This is a genomic window from Bacillus sp. z60-11, from assembly GCF_046464135.1.
Classification (GTDB): domain Bacteria; phylum Bacillota; class Bacilli; order Bacillales; family Bacillaceae; genus Bacillus; species Bacillus sonorensis_A.
The window spans coordinates 141,818-162,589 of record NZ_JBIYSN010000006.1; the positions used below are offsets into that span (position 1 = coordinate 141,818).

Annotated in this window: 23 protein-coding genes; 2 read left to right on the top strand and 21 right to left on the bottom strand. The window is 45.9% G+C overall.

All coding sequences use genetic code 11. The annotated features are described in order from the left end of the window. Positions 1 to 20 precede the first annotated feature (20 nt). The gene (locus ACINLD_RS17040; protein WP_410207093.1) at positions 21 to 965 is read right to left on the bottom strand and encodes a DHH family phosphoesterase; all 945 of its coding nucleotides are present in this window, start codon (positions 963 to 965) and stop codon (positions 21 to 23) included. A 145-nt stretch (positions 966 to 1,110) separates the two neighbouring features. On the opposite strand from ACINLD_RS17040, the gene ACINLD_RS17045 reads away from it, so the two are divergent. Beyond that, positions 1,111 to 1,413, top strand: coding sequence for a YtpI family protein (locus ACINLD_RS17045; protein ID WP_026588242.1), 303 nt, complete (start codon positions 1,111 to 1,113; stop codon positions 1,411 to 1,413). Positions 1,414 to 1,441: 28 nt separating this feature from the next. On the opposite strand, the gene ACINLD_RS17050 is transcribed toward ACINLD_RS17045, so the two are convergent. From ACINLD_RS17050 to sppA, 16 genes are all read right to left on the bottom strand, one after another. Beyond that, entirely contained in the window at positions 1,442 to 2,764 is a 1,323-nt protein-coding gene (locus ACINLD_RS17050; RefSeq protein WP_410207094.1) for a DRTGG domain-containing protein, read from the bottom strand. Between the two features lie 84 nt (positions 2,765 to 2,848). Then, complete coding sequence (locus tag ACINLD_RS17055) at positions 2,849 to 3,412, bottom strand: PadR family transcriptional regulator (protein WP_026588244.1); 564 nt, start codon at positions 3,410 to 3,412, stop codon at positions 2,849 to 2,851. A 136-nt stretch (positions 3,413 to 3,548) separates the two neighbouring features. After that, on the bottom strand, positions 3,549 to 3,821 hold the full coding sequence (locus ACINLD_RS17060; RefSeq protein ID WP_410207095.1) for a CPCC family cysteine-rich protein: 273 nt from the start codon (positions 3,819 to 3,821) through the stop codon (positions 3,549 to 3,551). Positions 3,822 to 4,019: 198 nt separating this feature from the next. Continuing rightward, positions 4,020 to 4,706, bottom strand: a complete 687-nt coding sequence (locus ACINLD_RS17065; RefSeq protein ID WP_026588246.1) for a metal-dependent hydrolase — start codon at positions 4,704 to 4,706, stop codon at positions 4,020 to 4,022. Between the two features lie 34 nt (positions 4,707 to 4,740). Continuing rightward, positions 4,741 to 5,502, bottom strand: a complete 762-nt coding sequence (locus tag ACINLD_RS17070) for an SDR family oxidoreductase (protein WP_026588247.1) — start codon at positions 5,500 to 5,502, stop codon at positions 4,741 to 4,743. A 187-nt stretch (positions 5,503 to 5,689) separates the two neighbouring features. After that, positions 5,690 to 5,833, bottom strand: a complete 144-nt coding sequence (locus ACINLD_RS17075) for a hypothetical protein (protein WP_179115701.1) — start codon at positions 5,831 to 5,833, stop codon at positions 5,690 to 5,692. A 77-nt stretch (positions 5,834 to 5,910) separates the two neighbouring features. Continuing rightward, entirely contained in the window at positions 5,911 to 7,290 is a 1,380-nt protein-coding gene (gene argH, locus ACINLD_RS17080) for an argininosuccinate lyase (protein WP_026588248.1), read from the bottom strand. Then, a complete protein-coding gene (locus ACINLD_RS17085) occupies positions 7,287 to 8,498 on the bottom strand; it encodes an argininosuccinate synthase (protein ID WP_026588249.1) in 1,212 nt (403 codons plus the stop codon). The genes argH and ACINLD_RS17085 overlap by 4 nt, the downstream gene beginning before the upstream one ends. A gap of 179 nt (positions 8,499 to 8,677) precedes the next feature. Further along, complete coding sequence (locus ACINLD_RS17090) at positions 8,678 to 9,208, bottom strand: molybdenum cofactor biosynthesis protein B (RefSeq protein WP_410207096.1); 531 nt, start codon at positions 9,206 to 9,208, stop codon at positions 8,678 to 8,680. Positions 9,209 to 9,303: 95 nt separating this feature from the next. Continuing rightward, on the bottom strand, positions 9,304 to 10,491 hold the full coding sequence (locus ACINLD_RS17095; RefSeq protein ID WP_026588251.1) for an acetate kinase: 1,188 nt from the start codon (positions 10,489 to 10,491) through the stop codon (positions 9,304 to 9,306). 227 nt (positions 10,492 to 10,718) lie between these two features. Further along, entirely contained in the window at positions 10,719 to 11,705 is a 987-nt protein-coding gene (locus ACINLD_RS17100; protein WP_026588252.1) for a class I SAM-dependent methyltransferase, read from the bottom strand. 82 nt (positions 11,706 to 11,787) lie between these two features. Then, the gene (gene tpx, locus ACINLD_RS17105) at positions 11,788 to 12,291 is read right to left on the bottom strand and encodes a thiol peroxidase (protein WP_026588253.1); all 504 of its coding nucleotides are present in this window, start codon (positions 12,289 to 12,291) and stop codon (positions 11,788 to 11,790) included. 131 nt (positions 12,292 to 12,422) lie between these two features. Next, positions 12,423 to 12,878: a GerW family sporulation protein gene (gene ytfJ / locus ACINLD_RS17110; RefSeq protein ID WP_026588254.1), complete on the bottom strand. Its 456-nt coding sequence runs from the start codon at positions 12,876 to 12,878 to the stop codon at positions 12,423 to 12,425. Positions 12,879 to 12,890: 12 nt separating this feature from the next. After that, a complete protein-coding gene (locus tag ACINLD_RS17115) occupies positions 12,891 to 13,574 on the bottom strand; it encodes a DUF2953 domain-containing protein (protein WP_026588255.1) in 684 nt (227 codons plus the stop codon). Between the two features lie 85 nt (positions 13,575 to 13,659). Beyond that, positions 13,660 to 14,202, bottom strand: coding sequence for an RDD family protein (locus ACINLD_RS17120; protein WP_026588256.1), 543 nt, complete (start codon positions 14,200 to 14,202; stop codon positions 13,660 to 13,662). Positions 14,203 to 14,216: 14 nt separating this feature from the next. Further along, positions 14,217 to 15,224 carry a signal peptide peptidase SppA gene (sppA, locus tag ACINLD_RS17125; protein ID WP_026588257.1) on the bottom strand — a complete coding sequence of 336 codons (1,008 nt, stop codon included), beginning with the start codon at positions 15,222 to 15,224 and terminating at the stop codon, positions 14,217 to 14,219. Positions 15,225 to 15,415: 191 nt separating this feature from the next. Between sppA and ACINLD_RS17130 the strand changes: the two genes are divergently transcribed. Then, positions 15,416 to 16,216, top strand: a complete 801-nt coding sequence (locus ACINLD_RS17130; protein ID WP_026588258.1) for an NAD kinase — start codon at positions 15,416 to 15,418, stop codon at positions 16,214 to 16,216. 48 nt (positions 16,217 to 16,264) lie between these two features. Here ACINLD_RS17130 and ACINLD_RS17135 read toward each other — a convergent pair whose 3' ends face one another. From ACINLD_RS17135 to mbcS, 4 genes are all read right to left on the bottom strand, one after another. Continuing rightward, a complete protein-coding gene (locus ACINLD_RS17135) occupies positions 16,265 to 16,900 on the bottom strand; it encodes an HlyD family efflux transporter periplasmic adaptor subunit (RefSeq protein ID WP_077736208.1) in 636 nt (211 codons plus the stop codon). Between the two features lie 2 nt (positions 16,901 to 16,902). After that, complete coding sequence (locus tag ACINLD_RS17140) at positions 16,903 to 18,525, bottom strand: MFS transporter (RefSeq protein WP_077736207.1); 1,623 nt, start codon at positions 18,523 to 18,525, stop codon at positions 16,903 to 16,905. Positions 18,526 to 18,663: 138 nt separating this feature from the next. After that, complete coding sequence (locus ACINLD_RS17145) at positions 18,664 to 19,092, bottom strand: MarR family winged helix-turn-helix transcriptional regulator (protein WP_026588261.1); 429 nt, start codon at positions 19,090 to 19,092, stop codon at positions 18,664 to 18,666. 23 nt (positions 19,093 to 19,115) lie between these two features. Beyond that, entirely contained in the window at positions 19,116 to 20,705 is a 1,590-nt protein-coding gene (mbcS, locus tag ACINLD_RS17150; protein WP_410207097.1) for an acyl-CoA synthetase MbcS, read from the bottom strand. Positions 20,706 to 20,772: the final 67 nt, after the last annotated feature.

A 20,772-nucleotide genomic window follows, 5' to 3' on the forward strand; every position in this document is an offset into this window, starting at 1 on the left:
AAAAGAGGGGATCCCCCCTCTTATTTGTATTCCGTGCAAATACGCTCCAAATCAGCGATGACCAAATCGGTGTCTTTCCAGTCATAAATGGAAGCCCCTGCTGCAAGCGGATGGCCTCCGCCGTTGTATTTTTTGGCCACTTCATTGACAATCGGCCCCTTTGATCGAAGCCTTACGCGGATTTGATCGCTTTCCTCAACAAAAAACACCCAGGCCTTGATACCGGAAATATTGCCGATCGTGCTGACGAGCTGTGAGGCTTCAGACGGCGTGATATTGAACTGATTCAAAATATCCTTTGTAATAAAAACGGAAGCCACACCGTTTTCCGATAACGAGACATTTTGATAAATGTATCCGTTCAAACGCACAACATTTAATTTCGTCTCATATAATTGATCGAAAAGTTCCTGTGAAGAAAACGGATATTCGATCAGCTCGCCGGCGTATTTTAACGTCTTTTTCGTTGTGTTCGGAAAGAGAAAGCGGCCGGTATCACCGACGATGCCGGCGTAAATCAGTTCTGCTCCTTTCACGGGAAGCTTCCATCCCGCCTCTTCTTTTCCGGTCAAATACAGTTCATAAATCATTTCACTCGTTGAGCTCGCGCTTGTATCCACCCACAAAAGGTCGCCATACTGATCTTCATTCGGGTGATGGTCGATTTTGATCAGCTTGCTGCCCAACTTGTAGCGCTGATCGGAAATTCTCGCTTGATTGGCCGTATCACAAACGATGACGAGTGCATCTTCGTAAACCGAATCTTCAATCTCATCAGGGGTATATAAAAACGACAGCGATAGTTCAGGCGCTCCGACTGCAAAAATATTTTTTTCCGGATACGTTTCCTTCAGGATTTCCGTAAGGCCGCATTGAGATCCGTAGGCATCCGGGTCAGGTCTCACATGTCTATGTATGATGATAGTGTCATATAATGATATGGTTCTGATCAATTCTTTTTTCATGCCGTGCCCCTTCTTTACTTGTTTTTAACCATTAAATCATAATAAGTTGTTGGTGGAAAGTGAAAGTCATGACTTTTTATTGTAGAAAGCGGACCCGTTTATGTATACAATGGGTTTGTAAAACTTACAATGGAGGATGTCGATTATGCCGTTTTTTGTTTTTTTCATTGTGGTTTCAGCCATTTTGTATGTGTTCTACAAAGTAAAATATGTGCGCACAAAAAGGGCGGTTGAAAAGGAATACTTCTCCGCCAAATCGAGTATGAGCTTAGGCCTTTTTATCATGTTTTTCGGGATCAACCAGCTGTTTTTATACAGAGGGGCGCTCACCGCCGTGATCGGCGTCATTTTTGTGTTGACCGGACTCGGAAGCATGTGGGCCGGATATAAAGCTTATAAGCACTATGTCCCTCTCCTTGCCAAAGAAAACGAAAGGGAAAACGCCTGAGAAAAAAAGAGGGACATCGGCACGTCCCTTAGCTTCTTTCCATCAGCTGAATCATCATCATCGCTTTGCCGACGAGAGCACCTTGGTGAAAGACTTCTATATCCATTTTTCCGAATTTCCTTCCGGCTTCAAGTATGTTCGGTTTAATTTCAATGACAGACTCCATTTGCACCGGCTTCAAAAAATAAATCGTCATGCTCTCGATGACAAGGTCGCCTTTTTTGCGCGAACGCAAAAAGCGGTTTGCCGCTTCGGTCAGTATAGTCGTAAATACGCCGTAGGAAATCGTCCCCAAATGATTCGTCATTTGCGGTGTAACTTCATATTGATATACAGGTGTGGGCTTGGTCTTGTCGTTTTCCGATTCCTTGAAACCGCCCGTTATGATGTCATCGAGCTTTTCACCGACCTGCGGCTGTTTTTGAATCATTTGCAACGCTTTTAAAACATCCTGTCTGCTGATCATGCCGATCAGCTTTTGGCGTTCATCGACAACAGGAAGCACTTCAATTCCTTCCCAGACCATCATCTGCGCCGCGGAAGCAACAGATGTTTTGCCGACCACCGTAATCGGATTTTTCGTCATGACTTTTTCAATCAGCACAGAGCGGTCATACCCCGCCACATCCTTTGAGGTCAAAATGCCGTGGATTCTCATCTGATCATCAACGACCGGGAAGCGGCCGTGACCCGTTTCAAAGTTTTTTTCATACCATCTTTCCAACTTTTCATGCGGTGATAAGCAGACCGTTTTTTCGAGCGGGGTCAAAATGTCTTCAACAAGCACGACTTCTTTTTTGATGAGCTGATCATAGATCGCCCTGTTGATCATCGCTGCGACGGTAAAGGTGTCATAGCTTGTCGATATAACCGGCAGCTCGAGCCTGTCAGCGAGCTCAATAATTTCCGGCTCCGTGTCAAAGCCGCCTGTTACCAAAACAGCCGCACCCGCTTCCAAGGCCTGGCGGTGCGCATCGAACCGGTTTCCGACAATCAAAAGGTTGCCGGCTCCGGTATATCTCATCATCGCATCAAGCTTCATGGCACCGATGACGAATTTATTGAGCGTTTTATGGAGCCCTGCTTTCCCGCCGAGGACATGCCCGTCAATCACATTGACTACTTCTGCATAGGTCAGCTTTTCAATGTTTTCTTTTTTCTTCTGTTCGATTCTGATCGTTCCGACTCTTTCGATCGTGCTGACATACCCTTTGTTTTCAGCTTCTTTAATCGCTCTGTAAGCCGTCCCTTCACTCACTTTCATCTCTTTGGCAATCCGTCTGACAGAGATTTTTTCGCCGACGGGTAAGGAATCGATATATTTTAAAATCTGTTCATGCTTTGTTGCCACTCGTTTCACCTTCATCCTCTGACTGCTAGATATGATTTTATTATAAATGCTTGGGCGTTTTGACCGCAATCCGGCTCAAGGCATTCAAGCAGGGGGCTCGCCATCCTCCATCAGCTTCAGCGCGTTCTCCAGCCAGGAACAATAACCATTTTCCCGCTCCAGCGCCCTTGTCAAAACCAAGTAATGGCCGAAGTGCGGAGACTGAAAGGAAACCGGATCATCCGCTTCATCTTTCAGCTCTTGAAGCCTTTCTTTTAAAAAGGCGGCTTTTTTCCTTCGTTTCAGAAGCTGGTCGGAAAAAAGGCCTCTGGCTTCATCAAGCTCCATCGAAGAGATAAAATATGCCTTTAGCATAAATTCGTCTTTCACCGTATCGGGGACAGGCTTGTAGGCTGTGAGCCACTCGTGGAGCTCGCGCTTGCCTTCCGGTGTGATGGAGTACATTTTCTTTTCCAATTTCTCCCCTTGAATCACGGTTTGAAATTCAATAAACCCCTCATCTGTCAGCTTTTTCAGCTCGGGATAAATCTGGCTGTGCTTCGCTGACCAAAACTGGCCGAGCTCAGCTTTAAAACGGCTGGTCATATCATAGCCGCTGAGGCTGCCTTTATCAAGCAATCCTAAAATCGCGTATTTCAATACCCTCATCATCATCCTCCAACACTGCTTTAATCGTCTCTCGCTCTATTTTATCATGATCGACATGTTTTGATTGACATATAAGATCAAAAGACCCCATAAATCTCTTCCCGTTGAGGTTCCATGATTCATAAAAATCATGATTTTAATCTTTTTCTAGTGATCTCCAATCAGGGTCTTTTATATCATCCTTATTTGGTTTTCGAACAAATTCAATACATCTTTCTTCACAAGCCCCAAATTCAAGAAAGTTTTTTTGCGCTTGCTTTAATGAAGGAATATTGGCACCGCCGGAAAAATCGGGATCATCGTATTGGACTTCGTCATCCTCCCAAAAACAAACAGCGCAAATGTCAAATGTGCCTGGGGGTTTTTCATCGAGGGTTTTGTAACCACAACATGGACAAGTATATTTCAATTTTCACACCCCCAGTTCACATCTATTTTTGCACATTCGTTCTCACCGCACAACAATATTCATACGTAAAAACCTGAAGCGAAATGGATAAAACACTGGGTTCGTTATCAATCAAAATAAAAGCGTGAATTCATTTGCGAATCCACGCTTAAAAGCTTATTGCGATTGATCCCGTTAGAAAATCCGGTGCGGCCAGGCCTATTTCAATTCGATCGAACCGCCGACCTCAAGCACCTTTCCGACGCCGCCCGGCAGGCTGTCTGCAAAGGCGTGCGGATCCTGCTCGATCACAGGGAATGTGGAATAATGGACGGGAACGACTTGTTTCGCCCTGAGCCACTCTGCAGCAAGCTTTGCATCTTCCGGGCCCATCGTAAAATTGTCGCCGATCGGCAAAAATGCGAGATCAATATGATTCAGTTCACCGATAAGCTTCATATCTGAAAAGAGACCGGTATCCCCTGCATGAAAAATCGTCTTCCCTTCAACAGTCAAGAGAATCCCGGCAGGCATTCCCGTATAGACCAGCTTATGGCCGTCTTCTTCGGTATAAGCTGAGCCATGGAAAGCCTGGGTTAATTTCACTTTCCCAAAATCGAACTGATGAGAGCCGCCGATATGCATCGGGTGTACATTCAGCCCCTTCCAGCCGAGATAAACCGCCAGTTCATTCGGAGCTACGACAAGCGCGTTGTTACGCTTGGCGATGTCCACTGTGTCGCCGACATGGTCATTGTGGCCGTGCGTTAGAAGAATCACATCCGCTTTGACGTTTTCAGGCTTTAAATCTGTTAATGTGTTTCCTGTGATAAACGGATCAAATATGATATTATGCTTTCCCGTCTCAACTGAGATCACTGAATGGCCATGGTAAGTCACTTTCATCATATCCACCCCTAATATCTTTTTTAAAAACGGCTTAGAGAGAATGGCGGTTTATCACATTTAAGCCGCCTGTCGCCTCAATCACCGTTCCTGTAATGTAGTCTGAATCTTCGTCACAAAGAAATGCGATGATCCTCGCGATGTCTTCACCCGTTCCCGACCTGCCGATCGGTGTTTCGTTGTCAAGCGAAGCCCTCGCTTCCGAGATCGAGGCTTCCTTCATCTCCCCGACGATGTTGCCCGGGCAGACCATGTTGGCCGTAATGCCCGAGCCCGCTTCCTCGATGGCGATCGTTTTCGTCAATGAAGCAAGTCCGACTTTCGCCGCTCCAAAAGCGGAGCGGTGCAGCCAGCCGGGCGCGTGATCTGCTCCCTGAAATCCGTAGGTGATAATACGGCCGAACTTGCGGCTTCTCATGCTTGGAATGACCGCTTTAAACAAATGGAAGACAGCGCTTAGATTGCCTTCAAGCATGTTATACCATTCATCATCAGTATAATCCGCCAGCTTTTTCCGTTCAAATATGTATGGGCCGGCATTATTAATCAGCAGGTCGATTTTTCCAAACCGCTCGAGAGCAGCGTTCACCATGTGAAGCAAATCTTCCTTTTTCGTGACATCTCCCTTTACAAACTGCAGACGGTCGAGGCATGACCGCCATTCTCTTTTGAGGCGGCTGACGGCTTCTTCATCCTGCCTGTAATTGACCGTCACTGAATACCCTTTCTCCAAGAGCGCTTCGGTCACTTTACGCCCCAAACCTTTTGAGCCGGCTGTAATTAACGCATGGCGCACATCATTTCCCCCCAAGCATTGGTTCTCGGAATTCTCCATCATTGGCATGATATTCTTTTCTACTTATACTTTACTACAAAACCATGAGGATATCACATGTAGAGCATCGGCATTTTTCAAAAATGCAGCCATTAAAAAAAGCTGAAGCCGTCGATTGTTCAATCGGGCTTCAGCCTGCGCCGGCTTTTTATTGTTTGTCTTGATCTAAAAGCGGCTGTTCGTCATCATGAGCTACAAATCCGCTGAAATAGGCATCAGAGATTTGCTGGACGGTTTCTTTCTCGCCATCGGCATCAAACAAATATGCCGATTGTAACTGATCCTTTTTCATTCCTACACCCCACTTTTTCGATTCACAGCTTTATTTTGCCTTTGATCAGCATAGTTATGAATCGAAATCGGGTCATGTTAAAAATTGTTTAAAGATTGTTTTGCTTTTTGGATCGCTTCCGCCACTTTTTTAAATCCGGTTCCGCCTTCGCTCATTCTTTTCTCAACCGCATGATGGGGGTCAAGCACGATGTAAACATCTTCCTCAAAAAGCCCGCTCGCCTTTTTGAATTCTTCCATCGGCAGACCCTTCAGGAAAATGCCTTTCTCAATACAAGTATAGACAAGCTTGCCGACGACCTCATGCGCTTCTCTGAACGGCATTCCCTTTTTCGCCAGATAATCGGCAAGCTCTGTTGCATTTGAAAAGTCCTGTTCCGTCGCTTTTTTCATCATGCTTTTGTTGACCGTCATCGTTTGAATCATGCCGGCAAAGATCTCAAGGCTTCCTTCCACCGTTTGAACCGTATCAAACATGCCTTCCTTATCTTCCTGCAAATCTTTATTGTAAGCCAGCGGAAGACCTTTCATGATCGTCAGAAGCCCAAGAAGATCGCCGTATACCCGCCCGGTTTTTCCGCGGATGAGCTCAGCCATGTCGGGATTTTTTTTCTGCGGCATCATGCTGCTGCCTGTCGCATATGTGTCGTCAAGTTCGATAAACTTAAATTCCTGTGAGCACCAAAGGATGATTTCTTCGGAAAATCGCGACAAATGCATCATCAAAATGCTGCTTGCACTTAAAAACTCAAGGATGAAATCCCTGTCGCTGACCCCGTCAAGACTGTTTTCATAAATCGAATCAAAGCCGAGCAGTTCGGCCGAATATTCACGGTCAATCGGAAATGTCGTCCCTGCAAGGGCTCCGCAGCCCAGCGGCGATTTATTGATCCGTTTTAACGAGTCATTGTAGCGTTCTTTATCACGCTCAAGCATCCAAAAGTATGCTAAAAGGTGATGGGCGAAAGAAATCGGCTGAGCCCGTTGCAGATGCGTATAGCCGGGAAGAACCGTCTCCACATGTTCCTCCGCCTTCTCGACAAGCACACTTTGAAAGGCGGCAATCAGCTCGATGATATGCTCTGTATGCTGTTTTAAATACAGATGCATATCGGTCGCAACCTGGTCGTTTCGGCTTCTGGCCGTGTGAAGCTTTCCGCCGAGCGGTCCGATTTCATCGATGAGCATTTTTTCAAGATTTAAATGAATGTCTTCATAATCAACCGAAAAATCGAGTTCGTTTTTTTCCGCTTTATTTAAAAGAGATGTCAGACCTTCTTTTATTTTGGACGCTTCAGCTTCGGTTAAAATGCCGCATTTTTCAAGCATGGAAGCATGCGCGAGAGACCCGGCGATATCTTCTTTTACAAGCGCTTTGTCAAAGTGGATCGAGGCCCCGAACTCATCGACCCATTTTTCCGGTGTTTTTTGGAACCGGCCTCCCCAAAGCTTTTTCATGCTTTAATCTGCTCCTTTTTTTTGACGATGCTGTTTACTTTTGTCGGAAGTCCCCACAGTTCGATAAAACCGACTGCCGCATGATGGTCAAAAGCATCATCTTTCGTATATGTCGCCAGTTTTTCATCATAGAGAGAGTACTCGGAATGACGGCCTTCAACGATGGCATGGCCTTTAAACAGCTTGACGCGGACGACGCCTGTGACATGCTGCTGCGTTTCTTTCAGGAAAGCGAAAAGGGCATCTTTCAAAGGAGAAAACCACAGTCCGTTATAAATCACTTCCGCCATTTTTTGCTCGATCAATGGCTTAAAGTGCGCCACTTCTTTCACCAATGTCAAATCTTCCAGCTCCTTGTGCGCTTTGATCAAAGTCATCGCGCCCGGACATTCATAGACTTCACGGGACTTGATGCCGACAAGGCGGTTCTCCACATGGTCGATACGTCCCACGCCATGCTCGCCTGCCAGTTCATTCAGCTTCAAAATCAAGTCTGACAGGGAATACGGAACACCGTCGATTGATACCGGAATTCCTTGTTCAAAAGCAATTTCGATCACTTCAGGCGAATCAGGGGTTTTTTCAAGCGGCTTCGTCAAATCATACGCTCCTTCAGGAGGCGCTGCCCATGGATCTTCAAGAACGCCGCATTCATTGCTTCTGCCCCACAGGTTCTGGTCGATTGAATATGGGCTGTCAAGATTGATCGGAATCGGAATACCGTGTTTTTCTGCATATGCGATCTCTTCGTCGCGGGACCACTTCCATTCGCGGACGGGCGCAAGAACTTCCAGATCCGGATTCAACGATTTAATGGACACTTCAAAACGGACCTGGTCATTTCCTTTTCCGGTGCAGCCGTGTGCTACGGCTACGGCATTTTCCTTTTCTGCCACTTCAACCAGCTTCTTTGCGATCAGCGGTCTTGAAAGAGCTGAGACAAGCGGGTACTTCCCTTCATACAGCGTATGAGCCTGAAGGGCGATCAGAGCGAAATCCTGTGCAAATTCTTCTTTTGCATCGATGACATAAGAATGAACAGCTCCAACCTGAAGCGCTTTTTGCTGAATGAATGCCAAGTCCTTCCCTTCGCCGACGTCAAGGCAGCAGGCCACCACATCATATCCCTGCTCCTGAAGCCATTTGATCGCGACAGAGGTATCAAGCCCTCCCGAGTATGCTAAAACCACTTTTTTCTTTTGCGTCATTTTGTAAAACTCCTCTCATCTAGGTGCTCTTTTTTGTATAAAAATAAGTTTTGTCTAATAAAAATACATTTAATATGTATACACTTTAACAAGGAAGTCTCGTTTTTTCAACCTTTTTATAAAAAAAACTTCATTCATTTTTAATGAATGAAGTTCATATTCAGCCTGTTTTGGTTGCATCAATCGGATTTTGTTGACTGCTTGTCTTTTCTCAGCTCTCTGATGACATGGGCGATTTCAGGAACAATCAGCATTGACATCGCAAGCTTCACCGCACCGCTTGAACCAGGCGTCGCAAAAACGGCCTTGTTTTGGATAACGCCCGCCGCCGCTCTTGAAAGAATCGCGCTTGCACCGATATCCTCCGTGTAGCTGAGCATGCGGAATATTTCCCCGAAACCCGGAATCTCTTTTGAAAAGAGGGGGACAATCGATTCGATCGTCACATCCCTTGCTGCTATGCCTGTCCCGCCGTTCAGCAAAATCGCATCGATGCGGTCATCAAGGCAGCCTTCAAACACTGCCGCCTGAATGGCTTCTTTTTCGTCTTTGACAATGTCATATGAGATCACTTCATGGCCCGCTTCCTTCAAGAATTCTTTCATCAGCCGCCCGCTTTTATCCGTTTCTTCCGATCTCGTATCACTAACAGTAATGACCTTGCAGAAGACCCGGTCGGGCGCTTCTTTTTTGTGCTGCTCAACACTCATGGATGACGCCTCCTTTTTTGCATTCCTTTTTTATTATAAAGGGAAGCGGTGATAAAAAAACAGCCTTCTCTCTAGAGAAGGCTGCCATTTTAAAATTACTGGGCCAATCTTACAACATCTCTTGCAATCATCACTTCTTCATTCGTCGGAATGATGATGACTTTGACAGGAGAATGCGGATAGCTGATAAACGCTTCTTTTCCGCGGACATTATTCAGTGCAGGGTCCCAATATACGCCCATGAACTCCAGTCCGTGAAGAACGCGTTCTCTGACTTCAACGCTGTTTTCGCCGATGCCGGCAGTGAAAATGATCGCGTCTACACCGCTCATTCTTGCTGCATAAGAACCGATGTATTTATGAATTCTGCTTGCGAACACTTCGAGCGCTGTTTCCGCACGCTCATTGCCTTCTTTAGCCGCTTCAACGATGTCGCGCAAATCGCTTGAGAAACCGGAAACACCCAAAAGACCGCTCTTTTTGTTGAGCGTGTTCAGGACTTCGTCAGCTGTTTGTCCCGTTTTTTCCATAATGAACGGAATGAGTGCAGGGTCGATGTTTCCTGAACGCGTCCCCATCGCCACACCCGCAAGCGGAGTGAAGCCCATTGATGTATCGATTGATTTGCCGCCTTCAACAGCTGCGATGCTCGCCCCGTTTCCGAGGTGGCAGGAGATCAGGCGAAGTTCTTCAAGCGGACGGCCGAGGAGCTCTGCCGCACGTTCAGTTACATATTTATGCGATGTACCGTGGAAACCGTATTTACGGATCCCGAATTTTTCATAATATTCATATGGCAGACTGTATAAATAAGATTGTTCCGGCATCGTTTGATGGAATGCTGTATCAAAAACGGCCACGGCAGGAACATTTGGAAGAACTTCTTTAAACGCTTTGATTCCGACGATATTGGCCGGGTTATGAAGCGGCGCGAGTTCTGAAATCTCTTCGATCTCATGGATCATTTCATCCGTCAATAAAACGGAGTCGCTGAACTTTTCGCCTCCGTGAACGACGCGGTGGCCGATTCCGTCGATTTCATTTAAATCCTTGATGATGCCGAATGTTGTCAGTTTATCCAGCAGCATTTTTACGGCTACGGAATGATCCGGAATATCAGTTGTTTCACTTTTCTTTTCATCGTTGACAGAAATGGTGAAGATGCCGTTGTCCAGCCCAATTCGTTCAACTAAACCTTTTGTTAATACTTTTTCGCTGGGCATGTCGAACAGTTGAAATTTCAGTGATGAGCTTCCAGCATTGATTGCGATAATTTTGGACATAAAATGACGCTCCTTTTTACCTATAGTCCGGTGACTTTATGTTCGACCCGGATCATAAAAAATATGTATAAAATCGTTCTTAGTAAATTCAAAAAATATCTGCCTTACTCATTTAAACACTAAAGAACAATCCTTTTCAAGTCGAGATCTTGAATGATAGCGTTTTCAACAAGAAATTATTATTTTCTGAAAATAAAAACAGTCAGAGAATACCATCTCTGACTTGCTTAGTTCTTTTCCTGCCGAATCCAATTGTCGAGTTTAGCCGTCATGTTGAGCATCGCTTCTTGATTTGAAAACGACGGGATTTGAGCAAGCAGCACCTGTTTCGGCGCGATCGCCTGTTCCCCGTGCTTTTGCAGGATCAGGATGCTTTTGGCATGCGCCTCATCTTTAAAAATCGATGATGGCAGCTGGAGAACTGCATTAATATGCGCATGATCCTTTAAAAAGGTGCGCAGTTTTTCACTCTGGCTGCTTTCAAACAAATGGTTCGGAATCATGAAAAATAAATATCCGCCCGGCTTTGCGTATGTCAGGCTTTGTTCAATGAACAGATGATGTGAAAAAGAGTGTCCCTCATCGGCTTTCAGCTGGAATGCCGCAGCGCTTTCATCATCCGGATAGTATCCGACAGGAAGATCGCAGAGAACCGTATCGACCGGGTCCATAAAAATGGGCTGCAAGCTGTCCTGGTTAAACAATTCAATTTCTTTTTGCTGAAGGTTGGCCTGAACATACGCGAGCTTGATCAGTACATCGTCAATGTCTGAGCCGAAGGCTTTGCCCGCCTCATGAGAAAGCTGGTTTAAAACGGCAAGCAAAAGGTTGCCGGTGCCGACTGCCGGATCAAAAAGCGTCATCCCTTTTTTGCTCTCCATGAATTTGTTGACAAGATATCCGATAAATAAGCCGATGGTATCCGGCGTCATCTGTCTGTTCGGATGGGGAATTTCCTTCTGGCCTTTCAGTATGGCCAGCTGGAACGCTTTGCGTATCGATTCATGGCTGCATTCAAAAAAGCGGACTTTGCCGATAAGAGCCTCCAGTTTTTGTGCAGCTGCTTCAGACAATCCGCGGTTTGCATCCTCAGAAAAGTACGCCTCGCCAGCCTCTGCCAGAGCCTCTAAGTATGGAATGTCCCGATCGCCGGCAATGATGTTCGCCCCTACGTCAAGCCATTCATATATTGTTTCCACTTGATTGTTCTCCATAATGTCTCTCCTTATTAAAAAATCAGAGTCCATGAAAAGAGCTCCGGGGAGTTGATCACCTGGAGCCCTTTAAACGTTCATTTTACTTCACGAGCGATTTGGCAGCTTCAATCGCTTTTTCATAATCCGGATGATTTGTCGCTTCACTGACATATTCAGTATAGACGACTTTTCCGTTTTCATCTAAAACAAATACAGCGCGGGCAAGCAGCCTTAATTCCTTGATATAAACGCCAAACGCTTCCCCGAATGACATCTCGCGGTGATCTGACAATGTTTCCACATTTTCGATACCGTTTGCCCCGCACCAGCGTGCCTGTGCAAACGGAAGATCTGCACTGATTGTATACACTTTCACTGAACCGAGGCTTGCGGCTTCTTCATTGAAACGGCGGGTCTGTGCATCACATACCCCTGTGTCAATAGATGGGATGACAGAAATAATCGCCGGTTTGCCTTTGATATCTTGAAGTGTCACTTCTTCTAGCGAGTTGGAGAGCACCGTGAAATCTGGAGCCTGGTCTCCGACATGCACCTCTGACCCTACCAGTGTCACAGGGTTTCCTTTAAATGTAATTGAAGCCATCATCATTCCTCCTTCACTTATGTATGACTCTACTATAAAAGAGTTTAGGCCAAACTGCAAAACTTACGTTTAAAAACGAACAGAAAAAAGTTAACTGCATCAGGCAGTTAACTTTGAAGGGCTGCTATTCTTTAAAACGGTGTGTTGTTTTGCTGATTCATCTGTTGTTTTTGCTGGGCGTTTTTCTTAAACATTTGCTGAATCCGTTCAATCGTTTGCGGGGCCGCTTCCAAAATTTTGTCAACGACATGCGTATTTTCATCCAAATGCAGAATTTTGACGCCCGATGAGCCGACAATCAAAAAGGCGATCGGTGTGATTGAGACACCTCCGCCGCTGCCGCCTCCAAACGGAAGCTTCGCTTCCTTCCGCTCGCGCTCTCCGTCGCTTGCTTTTGATTCCGCTGGTTTATTGCCGCTGAACTCGCTTCCTCCCGCTGCAAACCCGAAGCCGACTTTGGAGACGGTTAAAATGACACTGCCGTCAGGTGTTTCTACAGGATCTCCGATAATGGTATTGACATCGATCATTTCTTTTAAATTTTCCATTGCGGTTTTCATCAAACCTTGAATTGGGTGTTCAGCCATATTCATTTCCTCCTATACTGATGAATCATTCTTTGTTGAACCCGACAGATGTTTAGGCAGCTTAAACAAGCCGCGCATTTTCCCTTTCCAATGAATAACGATTCTGAAAGCTGCGGTTATAGCATGTCCAAGGCGAAAATGGAATATACATGTCAGGTGCGTTTTGGAGGACGGCTGGTTAAAAGCAGGGATCACTTCATAATCGGGTTGATGATCAAAGCAAAAAAGCAGATCCAGCACAGCGATCACCCATGCCTTAACAGACCAGGCAGCACCCGTGATTATTCCGGTTAAAGCGGCATCGGAAAATCCGAGTACAGACGTCCATTCCAGTTTTGTCACATGTATTCGCTTCAAAAATCCGCGGACGATCGGCTGAAGATTGATGACCTGTTCGACCAGCTGTTTCATCTGCCTTATTTGATCCAGCATTTCCCCGTGGCCGACTTTTCTTTTCTTTTGATCTTTTTTTAAGGCTGTTTTCGTCCGTTCTTTCACATCGATCGTCATATCATCCGGATTGACTTTTATCAGGGGAATTTCCTTTTTGATGTGAAGAAGGCCGAATCCCGTTCGAATCTTAACTGTCAGGCGGTCATCATCAGATGAATGAAGGTATTCAACCGCCACGCGGATTTTCATGATCAAAACCGCTGCCAACAGAAGCAGCGCTCCGGCAATCCATATGTATACCATGATTTCACTTCCTCTTATACTAGGCATTATGGGAAGAAATCCGACAAAATAAACATGGCGGCTTCAGACAGCAAAAAACCCGGCTTTAAATAGCCGGGTTTTCATCTGCTTTATTTGTTTTCCGATACAATTTTTCATGTACAACTGCTGTATCGGCTATAAAATCGTGGACACCTTGTTTTTTCGGCGAAAACGCCACTACGATATACGTGATATACAGGCTGTTGATGTAGCGGCCGATGAATTCTCTGAAGAGGATAACATCCCATGTCAGCCCCTTTTCCGGAATCAGTGACACAACCTTCAGTCCGAATACCATTTTGCCCAATGTCTGCCTAAAGTACTTTGTCATGACGGCGAAGTAGGCAAAAAACACGATAGCCGTCGTGACCGAGTATAGTGAAAACGTAAATAACCCAGATTCTTTCGGTAGATTGAGCAAGCTGAAAACAGGAGATATCACTAAGCGGTTCAAGCTGCCGACGACAATGCCGTCGAGCAGAAAAGCCCAAAATCTGATCCAAAAACCGGCATAGGCATGCTCCAACAGCGGGGCCGATTGTTGCTCAGAAGCTTCAGCGGGCGGTGTTAATTCATGATGACCTTTTTCATCATAAGTCATATCCATTTTTCGGTCCCCTCCTATTTAGCGTATAAATACATCGCTCTCGGTGCGCCTGCTTGCGAAATCGCTTCTTTAATGTTTAAGAAGTCCACTTCGCTTTTAAAGATTTTGTTGGCGCTCATAGATAAAAGCGATGAGAGGCCTGTTGATTCTTTATAGCTGACAACGGATGCGCCCGCCATGCTTTTATGGTCTTTTTTCATCGCTTTCACCACATCTTCATAGTAGCCGAGTTCATCAACGAGATTGATCTTCTTCGCCTGGCGTCCGTCGTAAACACGGCCGTCGGCGATTTTCTTCACATCGCTTTCCGACATATGGCGTCCGTCAGCGATGACATCTACAAATCCTTCGTATGCATCATCGACCATGCCCTGCATGATTTCCCGTTCTTTTTTCGTCATGTCGCGAGTCGGAGACATGATGTCTTTAAATTCTCCGCTTTTAATCGTTTCGGTTTTTAGTCCGAGTTTTTCCGCAAGTCCGCTGTAGTTCAGGCTTTCCATAATAACCCCGAGAGAGCCTGTGAGCGTATCGGGGGCTGCGTAAATTTTATCGGCTGCCGTTGAAATATAATAGCCGCCTGATGCAGCCATAGACCCCATGGAAACGTAGATCGGCTTTTTCGTTTCCTTTTTGATTTCTTCAAGCTTCTTATGTATCTCAGCGCTTTCGTATACTCCGCCTCCCGGAGAATTGACGCGCAAAATAATCCCTTTTACCGCGGAATCATCCTTTGCTTTTTCAAGCGTTTTTAAGAATGCTCTGTGATTATACCCATCAGACCCGAGCAGGCTTGAAGCACCCCCATTATCGGCGATCGTTCCATTCACTTCAAGCACGGCGATTTTGCTTGATGAGCTGCCTTGTTCAAGCACCGTTTCCTCCTGTGTGTCATTGAGTCCAAACTGCATCTTGCCGTCCTCGCCAAAGCTGTCAAATACAGACAGCACAAGACTTATAACCGCAGAAAACCCGAAAATCCCCAATGCGATTACAAGCGCGATCCATCTTTTAGGATTCATCCTTTGTTCTCCTCCTTTAACATTTAAACGCTGCATGTCTTTGTACGTATATGAAGAGAAAAAGTTCATTATGATATGGCTTCATATACAAGAAATATTTAGGACATGGTAAACTAGGGTCACTGGTCATTTTAACACAATGTGAAATGGCAGAAAAATCTAAACTTCAACAGACAAAGGGGAGAATGATTGTGACAGACCGCCGGAACATTTATTTCTTTTACAAAAAAAGCGAAGAAACCGACGAACAGTGCAACAATCTGAAACAGCTCGCGGGAGAACACGGATTTCGCGTCGTTCATCATCATGAGGATGCCAATATTATCGCAAGCATCGGCGGTGACGGCACCTTTTTGCAGGCGGTGCGAAAAACGAATTTCAGGGATGACTGCCTTTACGTGGGTATCGCGAAAAAGGGGAAAGCTCATTTATATGCGGATTTTAATATACATGACACCGATAAAATGATTGAAGCGACAAATTCCGAACAAATCGAAGTCAGAAAATATCCGCTGATTGATGTGACAGTCGACGGAACCAACCGTTTTCAGTGCCTGAACGAAGTCTCCATTCGCTCCAGCATCATCAAAACGTTTGTCATGGATGTGTTTATTGATGATCTTCATTTTGAAACATTTCGGGGAGACGGTATGATTGTCTCTACTCCTACGGGCAGCACCGCCTATAATAAATCTGTCGAAGGTGCCGTTGTCGATCCGCTCTTGCCTTGCATACAAGTCACAGAGCTCGCATCGCTCAACAACAACACTTACCGGACGCTGGGGTCTCCGTTTATTTTAAGCGCGGACCGCAAGCTGACGTTAAAAATCGTCCAGGACGGCAATGATTATCCGATCATCGGCCTTGATAACGAAGCCTTCAGCACGATGCATGTAAAAGAAGTCGAGGTCAGCCTTTCCGGCAAGGTGATCAAAACGATTAAATTAAAAGACAACTCATTCTGGGAAAAAGTAAAGCGCACATTCCTTTAATTTTTTAAAAAAAGAGCAAGACTCCCGTCTTGCTCTTTTTGATGAAACTTATAGCGTAATTTTAACTTCTGCATTCATGCCGGGCAGCACTTTGGCGGACGGATTTTGAATCGAGATCTTCACTTGGACTTTTTCGGTGACTTTCGTATAGTCCCCGCTTGTATTGATTTGCGGAAGCATCGAAAATACCGAATTTGTCACATATCCGATCTCCTCGACTTTTCCTTCAAACGTTGCATCAGGGTCTCCATCAACTGTAATCTCCACTTTATCGCCCTTTTCGATGTCGTGCAATTCCGTTTCTTTAATATTGGCTGTAATATAAAGGTCATCCATATGAGCAGTTTGGCCGATGACATCCCCCGCGTTTACGATTTGATGATTGACGGCTGCATGTTTGACCAGTGTTCCGTCGGATAGAGCCTTGACGGATACCGACTGCTGGCCGTCTGATATTTCTCCGAGCTTGTCTCCGTCTGAAATATGATCACCTTCTTTTGCACTCCAGCCGCTTAATTTCCCTGATGCCGGAGCCGTTATTTTTGTCATGTTGGCGGAAACCTCTGCTTCATCTGTCGTGACATAATGTTGATTTTGATAATAGTAATACCCGCATACAGCGATAAGCGTTAAAAGTGCGATAATACCGATCATATTGATGATCACCAAACGTCCTTTACTCATGTTTATCCTATCTCCTTTTGTTGATTTGCTGAAGGCTCAGGCAGATGAAGCCGCTTTTGAACGAGCGATCTTCCCTTTCCGGTCGCCGCCTTTCCAATCGAAGCCGCGAGCATGATCACGCTAAGCCACAGCAGTATGGTAAACAAGTCATGATATGCACCGAGAGCTGAAGCTTTTCTGGCATTCGCAACAACCGTATAGGCCGCCATGTTTTTCGCATCACCGAGAGAGAGCCCGGTGCTGACAAAATGATGAATCATTTTTGACAATTCCAGCTGGATTTCAGGATCAGTCTCGCTGACATGGCCCCTGATCATCTCATAGTGGACGGCATTCTTCATTGAAGCAAACCAGCCGAACACCGGCGCAGCCCAGGCGCCGGCGAAATTGCGGATAAAATGAAGCGAAACCGACCGTTTTGAAGCTTGATGGATATCGCCGGCCAGCGCTGTGCCAAGCGCTCCCGACACCAATACCATACTGACGCCGCTGCCAAGCAAAAAGGCATGAAGATATAACGATTCCATCGGAACACCCGGTTGAACCGATCTCCATTCCAATCCGACGATGATCATTTCCACAGCGCCGACGCAGCCGAGCAATCCGGCGCCAACCTGATCATATAAAAGCGTGCTGAGCACGGCTGTCGCTAAAATCCCCGTGAAAAAACACATATAAAAGCGGGTGAGATTGTCAAAAGAAGCATCTGCAATATTTTCCAAAAATCCGTTTATCCCGGCAAGAGAAACAATGAGTGCAATGTGTGACACAACGGCCATGACTGTCCCGGAAACGGCTTTTGCAGACCACAGCGAACGAAACGGCACAAGCGGATCCGGGGGGCGCAAGTCTGTGATGATAAACAACGCCAAGATGATGAATCCAGCCAAAAAGAACGGCCACACATAAAAAGAGTGAACACCCGTCTTCTGCAAATTGATAAGCGGCACCGCCAACACAATCATGAGTAATGAGAGCATCAATACTCCCGTCTTATCAATCGAATGATGCTCCCGCTCTTCTGCTGTTTGTTTAGGCAAAGAAAAGAAACCGATCACCAGACAAAGGGCAGGCGAACAAATATTTAATATAAACACCCAGCGCCATGCATCCGCGCTCAATGACAGCGAACCAAACACCGCCCCGATGGCAGAGGCGCCGAACAATCCGCTGATGACGAAAAACAAAAACAAGTTGCGGATCTTGTTCGGAAACGAAATCAATTTGACAGGGAGAATCGTCAAAAATAACATCCCGGCGCTCAATCCCTGTATCACCCTTCCGGCGATAAGCGACAGCAAACCTGTTGAAAACGCGTCAATCAGTGAACCAAATAAAAATAAGGTGATGAAGGTCAAGTAGCTGTTCCTAATCCCGAACCTTCTTGAAAATATACGTCCAAGCGGAACACCGAGAGCAAAAGCAAGGTTTGACAAAATGGACGGGATCCGCATATCGTCCGGTGACAGATGCAGTCCATTTTGAATGACGACCTGGCTCAGCGTATAGGAAAGATTGAGAAAGTATTGCGGGCCAATGGCCAATATCGTTAAAACCGAAATGATAAAATATTTCGGAATGCCCATTTTTTTAGACCCTTGAATTGTCGCAGCGGATGGACCCATAAGAGCCCCTCCTTTCATTATATATTTCATAATACAAGTTGTATAATACAAGTTATATTATACATCCTTCTTTCAATAAATCAACAGGTTTAAAAAAGAAAAAGGCTGGTGATCTTCTGATCAACAGCCTTTAGCCGATTATTTGCTCCACTTTTTAAAATCCCGATTCAGCCTGGTTAAATGAGTTTCCAACGTATTCAGCTCTTCTTTTGTCCAGTCTTGAAGAACTTCGGTGTATACATGATAGCGGGCTCTTTGCACTTTGTTCAGAGTGTCAATGCCTTCTGAAGTCATTTCGACAAGGCTGATCCGGCCGTTTTTAGGATCGGGAAAACGCCTGATGAGCTTTTTCCGTTCCAAAGCGGAAACCTGCCGGCTTGCTGTCGAAAGGTTCAGCATTAAAGTTTCCGCCAGCGAGTTGATGGCAAGAGGACTTTGCTTATCAAGCTCACTCAGCAGCAGATATTCCGAGCGGTCCAGATTTCCAAACCGCGGACTGTAAGCTGTTGTCAGACGGACCAAAAGCGCGATTTCCTTCTCGATGTTCCGGAGTGAGTCACGCCCCAAAGGATATTCCCCCTCTTGTTTGGTTATTCAGCTTTCGTTTTACGGGCGATTTCCCGTTGTCTGAGTTCAAAACGCCTGATCTTCGCTGAAGGCGTTTTCGGCAATTCTTCAATGAATTCAATCTCCCGGGGATATTTATAAGGCGCGGTCATGGCCTTCACATGATTTTGCAATTCTTTTGCGAGGCGTTCGTCCCCACGGGACATATCCTTTAAGACAACGTACGCTTTGACGATCGATCCCCTAATGTCATCAGGGCTCCCGACCACCGCACATTCATTGACCTCCGGATGTTTGATGAGCGCATCTTCGACTTCAAAGGGCCCGATCGTGTAGCCGGAACTGATAATAATGTCATCGCTGCGGCTTTCAAACCAAAAATACCCGTCTTCATCTTTCCGGCCCTTATCCCCGGTGATAAAATAATCCCCTCGTCTTTGGTGTTGCGTTCTTTCCGGATCTTGATAATATTCTTTAAACAAAGCCGGTGTGCTCAAATGCACGGCAATATCCCCCGTTTCATTCGGGGCGCAGACTTTCCCGTCCACGTTCACAATGTCAACGATGTTTCCGGGAGTCGGTTTTCCCATGCTTCCAGGCTTGATTTCCATCCCTTTCAGCACACCGACGAGCAGCGTGCTCTCCGTTTGTCCGTATCCGTCGCGCACATCCACATGAAAATGCTTTTTAAACGTGTCGATGACTTCCCTGTTTAAAGGTTCACCCGCTGAAACCGCGCTATGTACGGATGAAAGATCAAAGGTTGACAAATCATTGACCTTCGCCATAAACCTGTACTCTGTCGGGGTGCAGCACAGCACATTGATTTGATAGCGCTCCATCAGCTCCAAATAGGTTTCCGGATCGAATTTTCCATGATAGACAAATCCTGTCGCACCGCTTCCCAGTACGGCTAAAAAGGGACTCCACACCCATTTTTGCCATCCGGGTCCAGCCGTCGCCCAGACGAGGTCGTTTTCTTCGATCGCAAGCCATGCGGCAGCCGTCGTTCTTAAATGGGCATACGCCCAGCCGTGTGTATGAACGACGCCTTTCGGCTGACCTGTCGTGCCTGATGTATAGGAAATAAATGCAATATCATCCCGGGATGTATCCGCAGCTTGAAATTCCGCTCCGTTTGCTTGGTCCATTTCTTTAGAAAGATCGATCCATCCTTCTTGGCCTTCTCCGACTGAAAATGCCGTCAGCCCACCGACAGACTCGACTTCCCGGAAAGAATCGGCAAATGACGAATAGACAATTGCCCCCTTTACACCGGCATGTTTGATTCTATATTCCAAGTCTTTTCCCCGAAGCATTTCAGAGCAAGGGATGACCACCATTCCCGCTTTTAAAATCGCCATGTAGACAGCATACGTTTCCAAAACGCGCGGCATCATCACGATCAGCTTGTCGCCTTTTTTCAGTCCCTTCCCCGTTAAAACGCTGCCGATTTTATCCGCCTTTTCGATCAGATCATGATAGGTCCACGACAATTTGCGCCCTGCTTCATCTTCCCAAATGAAAGCCGTTTTATTTGAAGAAGCCTTAAACTTTTCAATTTCATCAACCGCATTGTACTTAAGCGGCGCTATCAAATCTTCTCTTCTCAACGCATACACCTCTCATCTTTTGCCGTCTTTCTATTATACATAACCCTTTATGTATTCTGAACCATTT

Coding starts and splice junctions, on each gene's coding strand:
- ACINLD_RS17140 (WP_077736207.1), bottom strand. CDS start 18,525: ATGGGTCCATCCGCTGCGACAATTCAAGGGTCTAAAAAAATGGGCATT.
- ACINLD_RS17065 (WP_026588246.1), bottom strand. CDS start 4,706: ATGAAAGTGACTTACCATGGCCATTCAGTGATCTCAGTTGAGACGGGA.
- ACINLD_RS17135 (WP_077736208.1), bottom strand. CDS start 16,900: ATGAGTAAAGGACGTTTGGTGATCATCAATATGATCGGTATTATCGCA.
- argH (WP_026588248.1), bottom strand. CDS start 7,290: ATGAAAAAGCTTTGGGGAGGCCGGTTCCAAAAAACACCGGAAAAATGG.
- ACINLD_RS17040 (WP_410207093.1), bottom strand. CDS start 965: ATGAAAAAAGAATTGATCAGAACCATATCATTATATGACACTATCATC.
- tpx (WP_026588253.1), bottom strand. CDS start 12,291: ATGGCTTCAATTACATTTAAAGGAAACCCTGTGACACTGGTAGGGTCA.
- sppA (WP_026588257.1), bottom strand. CDS start 15,224: ATGAATCCTAAAAGATGGATCGCGCTTGTAATCGCATTGGGGATTTTC.
- ACINLD_RS17100 (WP_026588252.1), bottom strand. CDS start 11,705: ATGGAGAACAATCAAGTGGAAACAATATATGAATGGCTTGACGTAGGG.
- ACINLD_RS17045 (WP_026588242.1), top strand. CDS start 1,111: ATGCCGTTTTTTGTTTTTTTCATTGTGGTTTCAGCCATTTTGTATGTG.
- ACINLD_RS17120 (WP_026588256.1), bottom strand. CDS start 14,202: ATGGATATGACTTATGATGAAAAAGGTCATCATGAATTAACACCGCCC.
- ACINLD_RS17115 (WP_026588255.1), bottom strand. CDS start 13,574: ATGGTATACATATGGATTGCCGGAGCGCTGCTTCTGTTGGCAGCGGTT.
- ACINLD_RS17085 (WP_026588249.1), bottom strand. CDS start 8,498: ATGACGCAAAAGAAAAAAGTGGTTTTAGCATACTCGGGAGGGCTTGAT.
- ytfJ (WP_026588254.1), bottom strand. CDS start 12,878: ATGGCTGAACACCCAATTCAAGGTTTGATGAAAACCGCAATGGAAAAT.
- ACINLD_RS17090 (WP_410207096.1), bottom strand. CDS start 9,208: ATGAGTGTTGAGCAGCACAAAAAAGAAGCGCCCGACCGGGTCTTCTGC.
- ACINLD_RS17095 (WP_026588251.1), bottom strand. CDS start 10,491: ATGTCCAAAATTATCGCAATCAATGCTGGAAGCTCATCACTGAAATTT.
- ACINLD_RS17055 (WP_026588244.1), bottom strand. CDS start 3,412: ATGAGGGTATTGAAATACGCGATTTTAGGATTGCTTGATAAAGGCAGC.
- ACINLD_RS17075 (WP_179115701.1), bottom strand. CDS start 5,833: ATGAAAAAGGATCAGTTACAATCGGCATATTTGTTTGATGCCGATGGC.